Annotated in this window: 15 protein-coding genes; 9 read left to right on the top strand and 6 right to left on the bottom strand. The window is 60.1% G+C overall.

Annotated features, from left to right (window positions below; translation table 11 throughout):
* Positions 1 to 46: 46 nt before the first annotated feature.
* Complete coding sequence (locus ACYQ2I_RS05655) at positions 47 to 1717, bottom strand: arylsulfatase (protein ID WP_460166028.1); 1671 nt, start codon at positions 1715 to 1717, stop codon at positions 47 to 49.
* A gap of 296 nt (positions 1718 to 2013) precedes the next feature.
* Positions 2014 to 2268, bottom strand: a complete 255-nt coding sequence (locus ACYQ2I_RS05650) for a hypothetical protein (protein ID WP_460166027.1) — start codon at positions 2266 to 2268, stop codon at positions 2014 to 2016.
* Between the two features lie 487 nt (positions 2269 to 2755).
* On the opposite strand from ACYQ2I_RS05650, the gene ACYQ2I_RS05645 reads away from it, so the two are divergent.
* The 5 genes from ACYQ2I_RS05645 to ACYQ2I_RS05625 all read left to right on the top strand — a co-directional run bounded on the left by ACYQ2I_RS05645 (position 2756) and on the right by ACYQ2I_RS05625 (position 7217).
* On the top strand, positions 2756 to 3928 hold the full coding sequence (locus ACYQ2I_RS05645) for a XylR family transcriptional regulator (RefSeq protein WP_460166026.1): 1173 nt from the start codon (positions 2756 to 2758) through the stop codon (positions 3926 to 3928).
* Between the two features lie 115 nt (positions 3929 to 4043).
* Positions 4044 to 4622 (top strand): RNA polymerase sigma factor, encoded by a 579-nt coding sequence (locus tag ACYQ2I_RS05640; protein WP_460166025.1) that lies wholly within the window; start codon positions 4044 to 4046, stop codon positions 4620 to 4622.
* A complete protein-coding gene (locus ACYQ2I_RS05635; RefSeq protein ID WP_460166024.1) occupies positions 4619 to 5404 on the top strand; it encodes a hypothetical protein in 786 nt (261 codons plus the stop codon). Before ACYQ2I_RS05640 ends, ACYQ2I_RS05635 begins: the two co-directional genes overlap by 4 nt.
* 201 nt (positions 5405 to 5605) lie before the next feature.
* Complete coding sequence (locus ACYQ2I_RS05630) at positions 5606 to 6553, top strand: PDZ domain-containing protein (protein WP_460166023.1); 948 nt, start codon at positions 5606 to 5608, stop codon at positions 6551 to 6553.
* 265 nt (positions 6554 to 6818) lie between these two features.
* Positions 6819 to 7217 (top strand): hypothetical protein, encoded by a 399-nt coding sequence (locus ACYQ2I_RS05625; protein ID WP_460166022.1) that lies wholly within the window; start codon positions 6819 to 6821, stop codon positions 7215 to 7217.
* Between the two features lie 177 nt (positions 7218 to 7394).
* On the opposite strand, the gene ACYQ2I_RS05620 is transcribed toward ACYQ2I_RS05625, so the two are convergent.
* Both ACYQ2I_RS05620 and ACYQ2I_RS05615 read right to left on the bottom strand, forming a co-directional pair.
* Positions 7395 to 9032 carry a FecR family protein gene (locus ACYQ2I_RS05620; RefSeq protein ID WP_460166021.1) on the bottom strand — a complete coding sequence of 546 codons (1638 nt, stop codon included), beginning with the start codon at positions 9030 to 9032 and terminating at the stop codon, positions 7395 to 7397.
* A 19-nt stretch (positions 9033 to 9051) separates the two neighbouring features.
* Positions 9052 to 9615, bottom strand: a complete 564-nt coding sequence (locus ACYQ2I_RS05615) for a sigma-70 family RNA polymerase sigma factor (RefSeq protein WP_460166020.1) — start codon at positions 9613 to 9615, stop codon at positions 9052 to 9054.
* Between the two features lie 1017 nt (positions 9616 to 10632).
* Between ACYQ2I_RS05615 and ACYQ2I_RS05610 the strand changes: the two genes are divergently transcribed.
* The 4 genes from ACYQ2I_RS05610 to ACYQ2I_RS05595 all read left to right on the top strand — a co-directional run bounded on the left by ACYQ2I_RS05610 (position 10633) and on the right by ACYQ2I_RS05595 (position 15768).
* A complete protein-coding gene (locus ACYQ2I_RS05610) occupies positions 10633 to 11394 on the top strand; it encodes a hypothetical protein (RefSeq protein ID WP_460166019.1) in 762 nt (253 codons plus the stop codon).
* A gap of 333 nt (positions 11395 to 11727) precedes the next feature.
* On the top strand, positions 11728 to 12429 hold the full coding sequence (locus ACYQ2I_RS05605; RefSeq protein WP_460166018.1) for a hypothetical protein: 702 nt from the start codon (positions 11728 to 11730) through the stop codon (positions 12427 to 12429).
* Positions 12430 to 12702: 273 nt separating this feature from the next.
* Complete coding sequence (locus ACYQ2I_RS05600) at positions 12703 to 13389, top strand: hypothetical protein (RefSeq protein WP_460166017.1); 687 nt, start codon at positions 12703 to 12705, stop codon at positions 13387 to 13389.
* Between the two features lie 186 nt (positions 13390 to 13575).
* Positions 13576 to 15768, top strand: a complete 2193-nt coding sequence (locus ACYQ2I_RS05595; RefSeq protein WP_460166016.1) for a hypothetical protein — start codon at positions 13576 to 13578, stop codon at positions 15766 to 15768.
* 33 nt (positions 15769 to 15801) lie between these two features.
* Here the strand turns inward: ACYQ2I_RS05595 and hemG are convergent, their stop codons facing one another.
* Both hemG and ACYQ2I_RS05585 read right to left on the bottom strand, forming a co-directional pair.
* Positions 15802 to 17295 (bottom strand): protoporphyrinogen oxidase, encoded by a 1494-nt coding sequence (gene hemG / locus ACYQ2I_RS05590; protein WP_460166015.1) that lies wholly within the window; start codon positions 17293 to 17295, stop codon positions 15802 to 15804.
* 140 nt (positions 17296 to 17435) lie between these two features.
* Positions 17436 to 18713, bottom strand: coding sequence for a TolB-like translocation protein (locus ACYQ2I_RS05585; protein WP_460166014.1), 1278 nt, complete (start codon positions 18711 to 18713; stop codon positions 17436 to 17438).
* Positions 18714 to 18723: the final 10 nt, after the last annotated feature.

Here is an 18723-nt window from a genome sequence, read left to right as displayed (position 1 = left end):
CCCAAGATTGAGAATTCGTACTTTCTTTCGCCTTCGCGTCGATTCGTCACTGCCGGACGGGCCGCCCCTGAGCGTCCAATTTCCGTCCTACCCGACGGGCCCATTCGATCCAATCAGCGGCCATCTTCTCGACTCGTTCGGGAAAACGATCAGCCAGGTTCTTTGTTTCGGTCCGATCCGAGGCCAGGTTGTACAACTCCCATTCGCCTCGTGCGAGCGCCACGAGTTTCCAATCGCCCTGTCGAACGGCACGTCCGCCCTCGTGTTCGAAAAAGAGCGAATCGTGGCCTTCGCGACTCTTGCCGCGCAACACCGGCAACAAACTCTTGCCTTCCAACGGCAGAATCTCATTGCCTTTGTATTGCGTCGGATAGTTCGCCCCGGCAACCTCCAGACATGTCGGCAGAATATCCATCACGTGCCCCGGTTCATCACAAAACGAGCCGGCCGGCCGCTTGAGTCCCTTCGGCCAGTAGACGACTAGCGGCGTGTGGCATCCGCCTTCGAACGACTCCTTCTTCCAATAACGAAACGGCGTATTGGCCGCGTTCGCCCAAGCAGGCCCGATGCCCGTATAGGTCGTCTCGGGACCGGGACGCTCGAATCCGGAATACAAGATCGGCTCGCCTTCCCGCGTTTGAGACGATCGATCGTAGCCGGGGCGCTGCGGAATCTCAGGCGAGGCACCGTTGTCGCTTAAGAAGAAAATCAGCGTGTTTTCCAGCTCGCCGCATTCACGCAAGGTATCGATCACTCGTCCGATACTTTGGTCGACGCGATCGACCATCGCCGCGTGCGTTTCCATCTTGGCGGCCTCGAAGGCCTTCTCGGCGGGCGTGAGCGAATCCCAGTTCCGCTCCCGCGTCATCACCGGCGGCAACGGTGTATTCGCCGGGTCGAACAGCCCCATCGCCACCTGACGGTCGAAACGGTGTTTGCGAAGGGCGTCCCAGCCGTCATCGTACTTGCCGCGATATTTCGCGATGTCCTCCGGCAAGGCGTGCAACGGCCAATGCGGGGCACAATGCGCAAAGTAGAGGAAAAAAGGCCGGTCGTTTTCGGCCATCTCTTTCAAATAGGCGACGGCTTTGTCGGTAATCGCATTCGTGAAGTAGTAGTCGTCGGGAACGTCGGCGACGGCCGTCGTCCCTTCGACCAATGAAAAGGGATCGAAGTAGTCGATCACCCCCCAAATAACGCCGTAATAGCGTTGGAATCCGCGGTTCGCAGGATACGTGTCGACCGGCCCGAAAGGAATCCCGGGATCGTACCGGTGATCGAGCCACTGTTGATGGCGTGCCGGATCGGGCAACACGGTCGTATGCGTCAAGTGCCATTTTCCGACCATCGCCGTTTGATACCCGGCAAGCCGAAGGGCCTCGGCAATCGTGACACAATTCTTCTTGAGGCTGCGCCCGTTGAAGATCAGCCCCACCTGGTGCGGATACAAGCCGGTCATCAGGCTCGCCCGCGTCGGACAGCAGCGAGCACAGTTGTAAAACTCCGTGAACCGCACTCCGTGGGCCGCGAGCCGGTCGATATTCGGCGTTTCGATCTCACCGCCGAAGCAGCCCGGGTCGGAAAACCCCATGTCGTCGGCCAAGATGATCACGATATTCGGGCGGGAATCGTCGGCGCGTAACAAGCCGTCCCCGCCGCCGATCACACCCGAAGCGGCAAACACCCCGACAATCAATACCCAACGCAAGACATGCATCGTTCGTTCTCCCCGGCAAAGGAAACAATCCCCCACATACCGCCCAGGCATCCCCAGCTTAATCGGAGCACGCTGTATCCGCACGCATTCCGCCCGCCGATCGGATGCGCAAGACGGCCTCAGAACTCTTATTGCCCGCAGGCCCGCAAAGCGCACGTACAGCCGCAACACCACCACTGCGGTAGTATTGTCTGGATCGCCACATCAAAAAAGCGGGCTACGGACGAGACCGCGCCCCCCGGGCTTCGGTGCCCCCGTGAAGCCGGAACACGAAACATCAAGAGCGTGCCGGCGAATCAGCGCAAAAAAGCGACCAGTTCCGGAGCCGCCACTCCTGAAAGCGATTCGTCGCGTTTCCCATCCCCGTTCGGTCCCTTCCAGTCGAAGCGGCCCCGAAGAACTGGTTCGCCCCCGTCCCATTCCGCCCGCATTCGGCGGAAGGAGTTTCCGTCGGCACTTTCGTGCTGCTTGTTCGTTCGGATAGAGAGCACTTGGAAGGGGAAGCCCACCCCGGCGAAGAGCAGCTCACTCTCCGCCGGGCGTGTGCTCATGGGTGTTGTGCTCACCAGTCTATCTTAGGTCGCCCGGGCGAATGCACAATGAGAGGGAGCGTTTTTCTATTGAGATATATTTCGCCGCAGCGACAGTCGTCGCCGAAGCCGGGGCGGATGCGGATTCGTCGTTTTTCGCGGCCGACACGGCCTGGAAGCGTGTTTCGCCCTGCGCATTGTCGACAAGATCGACAATATCTGAGAGTCCGCCATACGTTTTTTTGCTACCCTCTGGTATAATGCTCACCCAGGTGCAATGTGAAATCGTACCGTGCCGCCTCGATTTGACTCGGCCGCTTTCGGCTCACACCGGCCACACACCGTGCCGCCTGCGAAGCAGCTAAGAACTATTTCCGATCGCGACGATGCCGACGCACACCGGAACCGGCAACGCCACGAGCAATCCGGCAGGTCGCGATTAATATAGGTGTTTTACCCCACCGTTGCACGCTTCCTTCCGCCTGACATTCTCGGCTGGTGGTGCAAGATGAAAAAACGACGCGTCGCCCTGATCGTCGAAACATCCAGCGACTACGGACGCCGAATTCTCCGCGGGATCGCGAAGTATTTGGCCTCGCATCATCACTGGTCGGTCTTTCTCGAACAGCGCGACTTGACGTCGCGGTTACCGGAATGGTTGCCGAGCTGGAAAGGCGACGGCATCATCTCGCGGTTCACCACTCCGCAGTTGCTGAAGATCGTCGACCGGTCAGGCATTGCGTTCGTCGATGTCACCGATCGGCGACCGGCGGCCGATCATCCGTTGGTTTGGTCCGATCATCTCGAAATCGGCCGCATTGCCGCCGAGCATTTCCTCGAACGCGCGTTCGAAAACTTCGCCTTCGCCGGTTTTTCGGACGAACATTGGTCGGCGTTGCGGTTGGAAGCCTATCGCCGTCGCCTTGAAGGGCATGACGTTCATGTGTTTCAATCGGCCTGGTACGGTCCCGAAGCGCCGTCGTGGGACCGGCTCCGTCACGATTTGAGCGACTGGATTGCCGGACTCCCCAAGCCGGTCGCAATCTTTGCCGGCAACGACGTCCGAGGACTCCACGTGCTCGACGCCTGCAATAACATTGGGGCGTCGGTGCCCGAAGAAGTCGCCGTGCTCGGCGTGGACAACGAACACCTCTTGTGCGACCTGTGCGATCCGCCCATGTCGAGTATCATCCCCAACGCCGAGTTGATCGGCCACGAGGCGGCCGCCATGCTCGACCGTCTGATGGACGGCGACAGCCCCGAATCGATCCACCGTTTCATCCCACCGTTGGGTATCGAGACACGACAGTCGACCGATATCTACGCGATCCCCGACCCCGACATTGCCGCGGCCGCGCGCTTCATCCGCGAAAATGCCTGTAGCGGCATCACCGTCGCCGATGTTCTCAAACACGTTCCGCTCTCGCGTAGTGTGTTGGAGCGGCGGTTTCGGAAGTATCTGAAACGGTCGCCGCAAAAAGAAATCCGCCAAGTGCAGATCAAGCGAATCCGCCAACTTCTGACGGAAACCGACCTCTCTCTTGAACAAATCGCCGAAATTGCCGGGTTTACCCACCCCGAATACATGCATGTGGTCTTCAAGCGAGAAACGGGCCAAACTCCCGGCGAGTATCGATCGGCGGCGCAGGTGGGCCAACGCCCTCCCCTCCGAGATGCATAGCCCCCCGCCTTCGGGTCAATCCACCCCGCCTAACAGGCTATTTGTCTTGAAATTTGAGGCGTGATCGGCGAAGTTGCGGCAACAGAGAGCCTGCGGCGGTAACGATCAAGGCGAGATGAGCATGGTAGCCTCGCACGCGAAATCGACGGATCATCGGCCCGAACGGCCGGCGATCGACTGGAACGACCAGTTGCGCCGCCATGACCGCTGGTTGCGCGCAGTCGTTGCCGCTCGGGTGGGGGAACGCCAGGCCGTCGAAGAGGTAATGCAAGAGGTCGCCTTGGCAGCCGTCAAACAGCAGGCGCCGATTCAAGATCCGACGAAGGTGGCGCCGTGGCTTTACCGGCTGGCCGTCCGACAGGCGCTCTTGTATCGCCGCAAGATGGGTCGGCGGCGCAAACTCGCGCGCCGTTATGCCGAACACGTAGCCGCACAACCGAAGTCCGACGACGATCCGTTGCGCTGGCTGCTCAATCGAGAGCGACGCCAACTGGTGCGGCAGGCACTCGACTGCCTGGCCCGCAAGGATCGTGAAATCCTATTGCTGAAATACGCCCAGAATTGGAAATACCAACAAATCGCCGATCACCTGGGAATCAGTTTTTCGGCGGCCCAAACCCGCCTGCATCGGGCACGCGAGCGATTGAGAGACGCCTTGTTGTACTTGGAAGAGACGAGGAAGAACGACCGATGACTGCGTCGAATCGCGATGCGAGGCTCGACGAGGAACTGTTCGACCGCCTCGTCGACGGAGAATTGAGCGAAGAAGAGCGAAGCGAGCTCCTCACTCGGTTGGACGCCGAACCCGCGTTGTGGCGACGTTGCGCTTTGGCCTTCCTCGAAGCGCAGACATGGCGGGAAGCAATCGGGGAGATGGTCGACGACCTGACGAATCGCGCACCGACACCGGTTCTCGAAACAACGTCTCCGGCAATCGACCACGAGGCACCTTCGGTCTCCCCACGCCGCCGACCGTTCCGGGACTCGCGAATCGCTAAACTAACGGCCATGGCAGCCGGATTCGCGATCGCTTTTCTGGTGGGCGTATGGGGCCATACATGGTGGCTGACCCATCGCGGAAACACGGCGCTCGACTTTGCACAAGAAACGTCTGTCCCGCCGCGTAACGGCGTGCCCGCGTCCGCGGCCCCCGCCGCCCCTCAAGTTGCCAGCATCCCTACCTATTCGCCCTACCAGTGGGAATGGGTTACTGTGCCGGTTTCCGACCAATCCTCGAACAAGGTGGAAACCTTGTCGATCCCCGTCATCCCGCGAGAAAGCCCCTCCGAAGATGTGTGGTGCGGCATTTTGCCGACGCCGCTACCGCCGGAGATTGCCGATATCCTCTTGCAGCAAGGTCACGAGATCCGTCAGCATCGCGAATTGGTTCCCGTATCGTTGCCCGACGGTCGCCAAGCCGTGATGCCGATCGATGAGTACGAAGTTCGTTTCATCCGTCACAAACGTTTTCAATAAGCGTCGCCTGATCGACCGCACAGCGGTCGCCCGCCACCGATCGCTTTGCGAAAGCCATGCTTTGTGCAGGCCGCCTACGCACGGCGAAGCGGCGGTCAGGTGCCCGTCCTGCCCGTCCCGTTCAATGCCAAGCCATCGGCCGATGCAACTTCACCGCCTGGTCCCTCCCGCCCGACGGCTTTCACCGAAGGAGGTAAGCCCATGTCGCTTCGGAAAGCCTTGATCGTCGCGGCCGTCGCGGCCCTGATCGGCACGAGCCCGCAGATTCTCCGCGCCGAAGAATCTCCGCCGGCCGAGGAATCGCAACCGGCGGCTACCCGTCCGACGGAAGCAACCGCTCCCGAAAACGCCGAGGAAATTCCCGACTACTGGATCGGTGTGGCGTGCAGTCCGCTTTCCGATGCCCTTCGTGCCCAGCTTTCGCTGGAGGACAAGGGCCTGCTCGTAGAGGAAGTCGCCCCCAAGAGTCCCGCCCAAAAAGCCGGAATCGAGCGTCACGACGTGTTGATTTCTGCCGATGCTCACCCCTTGCGGACGGTCGAGGATCTCGTCAAACACATCGCCCGCTACGACGGCACGAAAGCGATCTCCGTCGAACTCGTGCGTCACGCCCGCCGGATGACCGTCCAGGTGACCCCGGAGAAACGTCCACCCGAATACTTCAAACCACACGAGATCGTACGGCGCGAGCCGGATTTCTCAGCGGAAGCCCCGTTGCTCGTTCCCGGCGCCCCCGCCTTTCCGCCGTTGCGGGTTCCGATACCGGGCGTTCCCCAGGCGGGCGGCAAACCGGCCGGCAACATGCGCATCAGCATCACCAAGAGCAACAACCAACCAGCCAAGATCGAGGTTGTCCACAACGGAAAGACGTACAACGTCACCGAGAACACGCTCGATCAACTGCCCGCCGACGTGCGCAAATCGGTGGAAGACATGCTCAACGGGATGAAACAACGGCGTCTTGCACCGCCCATCGCCGCACCGGGCAACTTCCCCTTCCCCCCGCTCCCATCGATGCCCCCCACCGATGACCAGACGCTCGACACGCTGAAGCAACAACTCGAAGCAATGCGCGAGCGACTCGAACAAATCGAAAAGCAGCGAAAAAAGGCGGCCGAAGACAGAGCTTCTCCCGCCGAAGATCGCTGAGCAAACGATTCGAACGGGCAGCCCCTAACGCGTTCCCACTCTCCCCTTATCCGGGCAGATCGCCCCAGCTCTTCTCGACGCATAAGAAAATGCCCTGCGCGTAAAGACACTTGGGAGAAATCCACCATCTTCGAAAGCCTCCTACCGGTTTGCTGCGAATATGCGCCGGCTAGAAATCGCCTGGTCCCCTTGATTCGACGCATCCTTCTCCGAAGTGTTCCCTAATGGGAGTGTACCGGTCCACGTCGTCACCGATTTCCCGGGATTGTCGAGCCCGCCTGATCTCTTCGTCGATGTCGATTTGCCGACCCAAACGTTCTCGGGCAAGTACTGGAACCCGACGGCAAGCGGCACTTCGACAACTATCCTCGATGTGGCGTCCGGCGATCTTGCGCAGTTCATCGTCACCGGTCTCTACCAGACGACGCCGACGATCGAGGATCGCAGCACCTGCCTTGCCGGCAGGCCACTGGCCTACATCAACGAGAAATACGTCATCTCCGACGCCAGGCTTCAGGTCGCATACACGTACACTCCGGCCGCGACAACCGTTCCCGAACCGACAAGTGCGCAATTGCTGTTGACGCTGACAATAGCCGGTCTTGCTTTCCTAATCGTATTTCAGCGTCCTCGTCTTGCCTGCTCTCAAAAGCAGAAAAGCTGAAGCGCGGGCAGAAAGCCCATCGACAAAAAAACGCGTCCCTGCGTCGCGACTTGGTCGTGAGAGCCGAAACGGTTGGGCATGACACGTTTCCCGGCTCAGGTTCGACACGACCCGATCGCGACACGGGGACGCTTATTTTTTGTTTGATTTTCGTCGCCGAGTCCTTCGGCACGGTCGCTACCGGAGAAGACCGGCAGTAAACTCCGGAGGTACTTCGACGGGTTGAATCCAGGGAGCCGCCGCCACCCGCCATCGGTCGGCCAGGCGGAATTCGTCCAATTTCACCGGCACCGCGCTGCGAACGTCGATACTTACGGTATCCAATCGACCGTCGACGGCCGCACCTTGAGTCGTCAACGTCCAATGTAGCGGCTCGACCGGATCGACCGATTCCTCGGGCAAAAAGACCCGCACGAAGAGTTGCTCGGGAAGCTTCCCCTTACCGGTCATCAACTTCGCGACGACGAGGTAGCTTTCTGCCGGCCGAAACGGGAACGCCTGCGCGACACGATCTTTGCCGCAGCGCACCGCAATCGTGTGTGTACCGGGCGACAACCGCACGACGACCGCATCGTCGGCGTCACTGGAAAGCGCATCGTGCAACGTCAGTTCAACTTCGCATTCTTGGCCCGCGGCGAAACTTCCCGCCTGGAGCAACCACGCCCAATAGTAGACGCCGGTTTCGTTCAACGAGACCGCATCGGCCAAGCGCCGATGCATTCGCAAATCGCCGACGACGTCCAGCACGCCTTGGCCGACCGGCTGATCAGAGACGGTCCGCATGATGACGCCTTCGGGGTTTACAAGCTCGCGTCCGCCACGCTCGATCGACCACGAACTCTGCCAGCCTTCCGCCGAATCATCGAGATGATGTGTCAAATAGGTGCCGAAACTTTCGCGGGCGAGCAAAGACGCAGTCGAATCGGAGGTGTAGGCGCCGGGAGCGATCCGGCGGACGAAGCGATCCGGGGCCAAGGCGACCGCTCGTTCCCCCGCACCGGACCACGAGCGTGCATCACCGGCGACCAACGTGTCGAGACGCTCGGACTCGGGAATGGCGTCGTGTATCCATGATCGCTGGACCGTGCCTTCAAAGACCTGAAGGCGACAATCTCCCGACGGATCGAGTTCGACGCCGAACTCGGCTTCCCTTGGCAGCAACATCGCCTGCGGTACATCGACCCGAAAGGGACCGTCCACGTCCACCGCATGAACGACGATGCGTCCTTCTTTTATATCGACGTGATCGGCATCACAGATTTCAACCTCGGCGGGCCCTTCCATCACGACACGTGCCCCGTGATCGAAGACGATCTCCGCAAGCCCGGCCTCCAACCGCATCACTCCGGCGGTCAACCGCCAACCGTCGCGGCAGTCGGGTGTCGGCAACTCCCAGACGGCCCCCTGTGTTTGGAGCACGGTCGCCACGTATTCCGGCACGGCCGGTTCGTCGGCTTGCGATTGGGCATTCGTCGAACGGCCCAGAAAGCCGCTGCCCCAAAGGACGAGCGACACCAAGACCACCGCTACGGCCGCAGCTCCGACAACCATGCGTCGCCACGCCGGCGGACGACGGTGTTCGACAACTTTTTCCAGCTCGTCGTGAAGCTTTTCCAGAGGTTCGACCTCGCGTTCCTCGAGTGCCCAGCGATAGATGCCGGAATTCATCTCGAGGTAATCGAGGTAGATCTTGCGGGCTTCGGCGCTGGAAAGCAGAATCTGTTCGAGCCGCTGGTGCTCACCGGGCGTAATACGATCATCGACCAGTGCACCGAGCAGCTCGTAGAGCTCCTCGCGCAACTTTTCGGATATCATCGACTGACCTCAACGGGTTTCAATCGGCTAAGGCGGATTGGACACGGTGGAACAACTTGCGGCGTATGAGGTTCAGTCGGTTGTAAAGCGTTTGCGGCGCCTTACCTTGTTTTTCTGCGAGTTCCCGAATCGGCCGCCCTTCGCCGTAGGCCTGCATCAAGAGCCTTTGTTCGCTTTCAGGCAGCTCTTTGATGCATTCCCTAAGGATCTCCAGGCGTCGATCCGCATCCTGCTCCCGTTCGCTTCGCTCGTCGGCGAGTCTTTCCATCAGCTCGTCACAGAACTGCAAACGGTTGCGAGCCGATACCCGCAGAAAATTCCGAACCTCGTAATACGCCACACCACACGCCCAAGCCATGAAATCCCCGTCTTGGTCGAAGGCGTCGAATTTCTTCCAGAGGACGAGGCTGACCTTCTGGAAGACATCCTGAGCATCCTGCTCGTTCGGCAACAAAGTAAAGATGTACGAGAGAATCCGCTGTTGATGCGCGGCAAACAGCTTGAGAAACTCGGCCGTCGACTCCGCATCGGGAACGTTCGGCTTCGTCTTCTCGATACGTGCTGTCGCTTGTCCGACGTTCATGTCGGCGAACCTCTCGTGAAATCTTTTCGGTCACAGTCCATTCGACATAGCCGACAATCGCCACACCATCGACTATCGAATGGAAACCGGACCGGGTATGCGCTCTAGGTAGGACGATTCCTCATGTTCGCTCCCGCGCAAGAAGATTGAAGATTACTGTGCAAAGCCGCGGTAACGCGCCGATGGTCTACCGGAAATCACGGCAGCTTGCCGAGCCATCGAGGCTCCTACGCGTCTCCAAGGCGGGAACAATCCGTTGCCGGAGGGTCGTTTCCAATCAGGCAGGTGGGAATTCGCCCGGTAGGGGTGAGTCGCGTCAGGTCGGCTCACCTTCCGCATCCACCATTGTATCGTATGCATTGCTCATTGTTTACCGATCGCACGGGAAATTCGAGAATTGATCTTGTGGCGTATAAAATTTTTCGGTAAACGTCTGCAAAGTTGTACGACTTCCTGGTGACGCGGGTGAAACGCACCACGTCACCAACGCAGGAAACAAGAAGTCACAGCAACGATTTTGACGAAAACACCACATGTGAGGAGGTAAGGTTCAAGCCGAACAGCACGGGATGCCGAGAAAATTTGTAACCGGCCTTCCCCTGCCGGCGTCTTTTTGCTACGAATCGATTGCGTGATCAAGGCAAAAGACACCCACCTTAATTTCCCACCTACCGCCCTCACAAACACCTTCCGAAACAGCATCATAAAAACTTGAAACAACGCAAGTTACAACAACCGAACACCACATGACCCCACGTCATGGAAGCTCCCCGTTTGGGCGCTTCGCCTTCCGAATCGGCGTTTGAGCGTCGGCTAGGAGCCGTCATCACAAGCGTCGAGGAAGGTCCCACCTGAAGAGCCGAGGCACCACCCCGCTCCGTCTCGGCTTCCCTCGAAGGAGGGATCCCGCGCATTCCGCGCCACCGGTTTGCGCTCCCCCAGCCAACCCGACCCAGCAACGTAAAAGGTTGGCGACAGAATGTTCGATTTTTTTCAGTTTAACAGGAGGATTTGACAATGCGTATGCGTCACGCCCTTGTTTGCCTGCTGAGCTGTGCCTTGACGGTCACTTCGGTATCCGCGGTTTTCGCGACGTCGCCGACCTATTCGCGGTCGTCGTCTTCGTCGTCCTATTCGTCTTCCCGCAGCACGGGGGGCACCTGGTACGACGCGCAAGCCCGGCTGATGCAGGCACAGGCATCGCTGATTACCGCCCATGGCAACTTCATCCGGGCTATCGCCGAAGCACGGGCATCCGATGCCAAGACACTCAACATGCTCGAACAAACCCGCGGCGTGGCGCTCGATAACAACCTGAAAGCATGCAAGACCTACTATGAGAAACGAAATGTCCATGACACGTTCCAAGCCTTGGGAACCACCGGCTCCCCCGGCCGTGAGACGGCTCAAGTCAAACGCCCCGTCGCCGCCAAACCGACGGCCGCCGTTCGCATGCAAGGGCTAACGCCCAACGAATGGGATGCAGCCGCTCGCCGGTTGGTATGGCCGCGGGCACTTCAGAATGAGCGATACGCTCAAGCACGAGCTCAACTCGATGCATTGTTCTCCGGACGCACCGCCGGTGATGCCGGGGTGGGCAGCCCGTTCTACACGCAGGTTCGACGCCATGTCGACGTCATGAAGCAACTGCTGAAAGCCGAGATTCGCAACATGTCGCCTGCCGAATACATGGCTGCCCGACGTTTCCTCGACCACCTGGTCGTCGAAGCCGTTTCCCCCTCGATCACCCAGGCTGCGAACGTCGCCGAGGCTTTCTGATCCCGTCACATTCATCCGAACAAGAGAAAGGAGGTGCCATCGACACATAGACGCAAAACTCGGACAGGAAGAGAGCACCTAGCAGAAGAACACCTTCGAGCAAGCAACACAGACCAGACCGTTCGGACCGAAAACGGAACAGTAGAAGACAAACAGGCATGTAGAACTCGGACCTTAGGGAGCATCGACCACGACGACTCGGACCACAAGAACCGCTCCCGCTCGGTGTTGCCGCTAGGCAACTTGGAACCACACCCGGCAACACCACACCACATCCCACCTTTCCTTTCCCACCTCACTTTGTCCCACCTGAAACGTTGAAGGAGATTAGCGATGCACAAGACCATCATTACCCTCGCGGCAGTCGTGAGTTTCGGACTCGGCCTTCCGGCTTTCGCCGAAACGCCGAAAGTCAATCCGATGCAAATCGTTTACCAAGGTGAAGCTCAGCTGATGCAAGCCCGCGCGGCTATGATCAACGCCCAAGCGAACTTCATCAAATCGTTGGCGGCGGCCCGGCAAAGCGAAGCCCAACGGCTGGCGACCATGGAGCAAACCCGCGGCCTGCGAATCGACAACAGCCTCAAGGCCTGCAAAACGTACTACGATCGCCGCCAAGTCCGCGACGCCTACGTATCGTTGCAAGTGAAATCGCAGGCTTCGCCTTCCGACAGCAAGCACGCCGCGCCCGTGCAACAGACCGCGGCCGTCCGCATGCAAGGGCTCACTCCGGCGGAAGTGGATTCGGTCACCCGTCAGCTCAAATGGCCGGCAGCCCTGTTGGATGCCCGCTACGCGAAGCTGCGAAACGAACTGCAAGCCCTGTACGCCGCCCGTAAGCCGAGCGATTGCGGAGTCGGCAGTGACTACTACGTGAAAGTCCGCAACGTGACCGATCGTCTCAAGACGGCTCTCCGGTCGCAAATTCGCGAGCTTTCGCCGAGCGACTACATGGCCGCCCGCAAGTTCCTCGATCGGATGGTCGTCGACGCGATCCAGGCCCCGGCGGCGGCGAACGTGGCACAAGCATTCTGAACCGAAATCAACATCCCGCCCCATGGGCGTCGGCACGAACGACTACCGTATCCTTGAAAAAGGAGGAATAACGAGTAACGACTGCCAGAAGCACCGGCCGGACGAAGGTCCGAGCGTTCGGCCGGTGCGAAACCGGGACCGCGAGGTCCCCGACTCGGACCGCTCGGGATTCGACATCTCTGACGGAGCGACGTGAGAATCCCACCCACTTCCTACCTCATAACTTTCCCACCTCCCTACTTTCCCACCTCAAATCACGGAAGGACTGAAACGATGAACCGCAAGATTTCTTTCGCCTGCCTGAGTGTTGTTTTCGCCGGGATCATGACGACTGTGGCAATCGCCGGTGAACCGCCGAAGCTCAGCCCCGCCCAAATCATCTACCAGGGCGAAGCCCAACTGATGCAAGCTCGAGCCGGATTGCTGAACGCGCAGAGCACTTTCATCCGCGCAATCGCCGAAGCCCGTGCCAACGATGCCAAGACCCTGAACATGCTGGAACAAACTCGTTCGGTGTCGCTCGACAACACCCTGAAAGCCGCCAAGACGTACTATGACCGGCGTCAGGCGCGCGACACCTACGTCTCGATGCAAACGCGTCCGAAGGCCCGTCCGGCAGTGAGCGCCCAACCGACTTCCGCAGTGCGCACGGTTCGATTGACGGAAGCCCAATTCGATGCCGCCACCGGAAAAGTCCGTTGGCCCGCCGCATTGCAACTCGAATCGCTGGCTCAATACCGAGCCCAAGTGGATGCGTTGCTTGCCGCCCGCGCCCAGGGCAAGGCCCCTGCGACATTCCAAGCCCAGTTGACGACTCTTGCCAAGAACATGGAAAACGTTCTGCGTAGCCACATCCGAGACATGACGCCTTCGGAATACCTGGCAGCCAAACGCTTCCTCCAAGCCGTGGCGGCCGAGGGACGTTACAACGCCCCCGCTGCATTGGCCTATAATCCGTGACGCAACGCATGATGATGTAACTTTGCTCGGTGACAAGGGCCGCTTCCTTTCCCGGAGGCGGTCCTTTCCCTTTGCCGCAGCAGCATTGCTTGTCGCTCGTTCGGCGAGGGCCCATAATGAGGTCGTGTCGACACCGGCGATGTGCCCTTCGTTCATGGTTCGGCTTCTACGACCGCGACAGTTTCCATGACTGATTCGTTCGACCCCTACGTCCAGTGGCTCGGCATCCGGGATCCGGAACGTCCGCCGAATCATTATCGGCTGCTGGGGTTGGAGCTGTTCGAGTCGGACCCTGAAGTGATCGCCAATGCCGCCGATCGGCAGATGGCCTACGTGCGGATGTTCCAAAATGGCCCGCGTGCGGCCGTATCACAGCGTATCCTCAATGAAATCGCCGCTGCCAAGGTCTGCTTGCTGAACCCCGAAAGCAAAGCGGCATACGACGCCCAGTTGCGGATGGCACAGGTCAAATCGATGCCGCCTTTGTCATCGGTGGCACCCGAGGGCGTCGCGCCCGATGCGCCGGTCGTCTCGCTCGACGACGAAATTCCGCTTCCGCGCACCGGAGGTCCACAGCCGTGGATCGCCTATCTCGTCGCAGGAAGCTTTTCCTTTGCGCTACTAGCCGGGGGGTTCTACCTATTACTGGGCGGTCGTAGCGCCCCGCCGCAAGACGCCACCCTCTCACAGCCCGCTGCCCCATCCCCGGCGGCCCCCGATTCGTCGAACGATCCGGCGGTTCCCGACGCTCCGACAACATCGGCCTCGGCTTCATCGGACGACGTTCCGGTTCCCGCAGAGCCGATCGGCGGCCCGGAGACCTCCTCGGATACGCCGACGCCGCCTTCCGAACCGATCGGCGAAACGACGGAGACGGTCGACATCACCCAGATCTCCGACTTCGACACTGCGGTCGATCGGCTTCGCGAAGCAATGGCCGATCGCGATGTGGAACTTGCACGGCACCTGTATCCCGTCGTCGAACAGTGGGCTCAATCGAGCGAACAACGCTCCAAACTTGACGAACTAAAATTGCTATACGAGGCTTGGCGATCGTTTTGGCGTTTCGCGGCATCGGGGCTCGAAGCCCTCACACCGGGAACAACAGTGGATATCGACGGCGAACAAGCGGTTGTCGTCGAGAACACGACGGAACGTCTCGTCGTGCAGCGAGAAAACGAACAGGCCGAATATGCCCTGACCGATCTGCCTCCCGAACTGTTGGTGCGTCTTGCCGAAACGAAGCTTCCCGAAGGGCCTTCACGCCTGCTGGCCGTCGCGTGTTTTTGGCATCTCGATCGAGATGGCTCGCCCGATCGGGCGCGTGATGCGGTACTCGTGGCCGTCGATGCAGGCTTTCCTCGGGACAATCTTCCGGCGGAACTCTCGGCCGTGATCGACGACGACGCGACCGCCCCCGAATCGCCTTCTGAACCGCCGCAACGCATCCCCATTCCCGTCGACGAGAACGCCTTGGCCGCCAAACGCGCGGAGATCCGCGACGTTTACGCGGCGGAGTACCGCGAATTGACGTCGGAAACCGACATCTCGCGCCGCATGACATTACACGTGCGGTTCGGCGAACGCCTTTTGGCGGATGCGAAAGCCACCGAAGACGACCCGATCGCGCGCTACGCGCTCTTCGACGAGGCGATCACCCAAGGGCTGCTGGGCGGTAACAGCACGCTGGTCGAATTGGCGGTAAGGGAAATGTGCCGGTATTTCGAAGCTGAATTTCTCGACGTATTGACCGATCACCTCGTCGATTCGCCGAGCGGCATGGCGGGACCGGCACGTGTCGCCGCCGCACGTTCGGCTTTGCGCTGGAGTCAAAACCGTTTTTCCGCCGACGACTTCGACGCGGCTTCGGTCTTGGCAGATGCGGCGTACAAACATGCCATGGACGCGCGGGACACGTCGTTGATGCGTCAATCGCGCGATTTGATCAACGCGATTCCCCGTCGCAAAGCCGAGTTCGAGGCGTTCCGTGACGCGCAAACCGCCCTGCAACAAAACCCCGACGACGCCGGCGCCAAGTCGGTTGTCGGACGCTACTACTGTTTCACGAAACACGACTGGAAACGCGGCTTGGCGTTTCTTGCCGAAGGCGACCAGGAATCTCTGCGCACCCTGGCCGTCATGGAACTCGACGCCCAAGAACATCTCGATGCCGACACGATGACGGCTTTGTGCGAGGCGTGGCACGAAGCGGCCGTGACCGCAGGCAACGGGGGCGACGAATACCTTGCCGCCGAGATGGACCGCCGAGCGCTCTACTGGGGGGAACAGGCATTACCCCAACTTTCCGGCTTTTCGCAGAAGAAGCTCGAACGGCGACTCAACGAGATTCGCGCAAGGCTCGAACGACTACGCAATTGACAAGAGCCGAGCGTCCGTTTCCAAGCCGAACATTCAGGCCGTTCCGAATCGCGGCATGCCGTCGTCTTCCGGTTCGATCCCGAGCACACGGCAAGCCGCCTCTTGTCCGCTGCGAATACAGTGCGGAACCCCGACCCCGTAGTAGGCGTTGCCCGCCAGTGCCAGTCCTGCGTGCGCCGCCACCTTCTCGAAGATCGCGTTCGTCCGCTCTCGATGTCCCACGTGATACTGCGGCATCGTTCCGGGCCAGCGCGAGATATTTTCGAATACCGGATCGCCGTGAATGCCCAACAACGTCCGCAGCTCGGGCAAGACGAGGTCACGAATTCGTTCCGGTGATTCGGTCACCATTTTCTCGTCACGGGCTCCGCCCGTAAACGCCCGCACCAACACGCAATCGTCGGGCGCACGAAACGGATACTTCGAGCTGCTGAAGCTCAAGGCCAACAGCGGGCTCTTCTCCACCGCCGGAACGACGCATCCCGCCCCGTCGAGCGGATGTCGAACTTGATCCCGCCGAAAGCCCATTGAAACGATCGCCGTTCCCGAATAGTCGATGCTCGCCAACTGATCCGAAAGTTCGGCATCGACTGCTTTCAGGAGCGGCGAGGCGACCGAAGCCGGCACGGCCACGATAACCGCGTCGAAAGCCTCGCTCGGTCGTCCATCGACTTCGACATGCCACTGCGACGCCTCCCGTTGCACTCGCGTCACAGGCGTCCCCAATCGCAGATCGGCACCGGCTTCTTCCAGTCGCGACCACAGCGCCGCCACAAGCTCTCCCATTCCGCCGCGAAGCGCCACGAACATGCTGAACCGGGCGCCGCTGTCGGATTGCGTCCCTTTAGACGATACTTCTTTCGCCGCCGCTTCGCGGGCCTTGCGGCGTCGTTCGCGCATTTGATGACGCATCGCGCGGATAAGCGAACCGTGGCGTCGTTCCATTTCGCGAAACCGAGGCAGCGTCGCCAACACACTGAGCTTTTCCATGTCGGCTGCATAGACGGCGCTGATCAGCGGTTCCACGAGTCGATCGAACACCTCGCGGCCCAAGCGTCGTCGCACGAAATGGGCCATCGACTCATCTTCGTCGTCGCGGCGTGGGGGCAAGAAATATTCCATTGCGGCGCGAAGTTTTCCCGCCGGACTCAAGATGGGCGTCGTCGCCAACGGCCACATCTTGGTCGGTGCCATCATCAAGAAACCTTCCGGCAGCGGATGCAGCCTTCGGCGGCAGACGACATAGGTTTTCCGTGCTTGCGGCGAGGTGCGACAGAGGCGCTGTTCCAATCCCAGCTCCCGACACAGCCGCACACCCCACGGCACGGTCGTGATAAAATTGTCGGCGCTTTGTTCGACCTGGAAACCGTCGGCTTCGACGGTCGAAAGAACGCCGCCGGGTCGATCGGCCGCTTCGAAGACGGTCACCGATACGCCGTCGCCTGCGCACACGAGTTTCCAAGCTGCCGCTAACCCGGAAATTCCGGCTCCGATGACCGCCACCCGCTTCGGCTTCCCGCTCGTCACGCCGCCTCCTTTTTCACTTTTCGCTGGTTTCGAATTTTCTCGGTTTTGCTTGCCGCCGGTTTGCCCCACCGTCTTTTCCACACTGTGTTCTTTACGCAGAATGCCTTGTCGACGGTTCGCTTGCCTTTTCCATCCGCCGATCAACCGACGATCTCACGAAGATCGAGCAAGTGGAGCTGACGGCCTTGCCCGTTGTGTGGCGAATCGATAACAACCAACTTTCCATCACGACTCGATCGCGGATGGGTATCGCACCGCCATTCCCCGGTATATTCCGGCGGAGAGCGGAACCGGCCCAAGACGACCTTGCGGCCCGAGGGCACATGATACAGGTAGACTTCTTGATAGCGATCCCGATCGGGATAACTGTCGTTGAGAATCCATTCGTTCCCCGACAGATACGTGCAATGTCCGTTGCGTGTCATCACGCCGCGTCCCACGACTTCGACTTTCGGCTCGGGCGCGTCCTCGAACAGGTAGAACGCGTTACCGGCCAGGTCGTGGCGGGTCCAAGCCAGGATGTGCCGTGGATCGCGCCAAATGAAGTGTGAGGTCGCTCCCGACGGATCGATCACCCGCAAGTCCGATCCGTCGAGCGCGGCGGTCATCATCCGCGTGGTGAACGTTCGATCGCCGGGGCGCCGAAACCGATGCAAAAAGACGAACCGTTTTCCGTCGGGCGCCACCAACAAGTGATTGAAGTAGTGTTTCGCCCCAGTGGTATCCATCGCACACGGCACGGCCGCTACTTCGGCCAACGAGAGGATCAGCTCGGCCTCGCCCGATTCCAGATCGACGCGCCAAATCCCCGATTGTTCGGGGGCCGGGTCGTCGGCGTACGGATCGGGAATACCCGCATAACCGTACCCCGGTCGCATGTCGTTGATTCGCCGGAAGTCGGTCGTGACCGCCCATCTTCCATCGGGCGACAGGGCGTAGATCGGATGCGGAATCGTTCGCATCGCCCCCGATTCGACGTCGAGGATGCGGCAAACGTAATGATCCTTTTCGCGATCGTTCCACACGACCTCACGCTTGTCGCCCGGTCGCCACTGCAACATGCATCCTTGCTGCCAACACCAGGCCGTCGTGCGTCCTAGTTCGATCCAGCGGTCATTGTCCTCGAGGTCGACCATTCCCACCCGGATTTCGTCCGTGGGAGTCGGAGAGCGGTGCTCGAACGCGACCTCCATCCCCAAAACGAATCGGTTTTGCGGATCAAACTCGAGCTTGTCGTAGTATCCGAACCAATGATGCTCGGGGCCTTTCGTGATTGTGCGATACGGCACGAAAACCTCGCAGCCTTCCAGCCGTTTCGGCGTCTGTGCCGATACTTTCCCGACAGCCACGCCTGCTACGACGGCTCCCGCTCCCGCCTTCAAGAACGCGCGACGCTTGATCTTGCGGTGCGTGCTCATTTCGCACTCC

The sequence above is a fragment of the Thermostilla marina genome (genome assembly GCF_054657455.1).
This window is presented reverse-complemented; position numbering and strand designations above follow the sequence as displayed.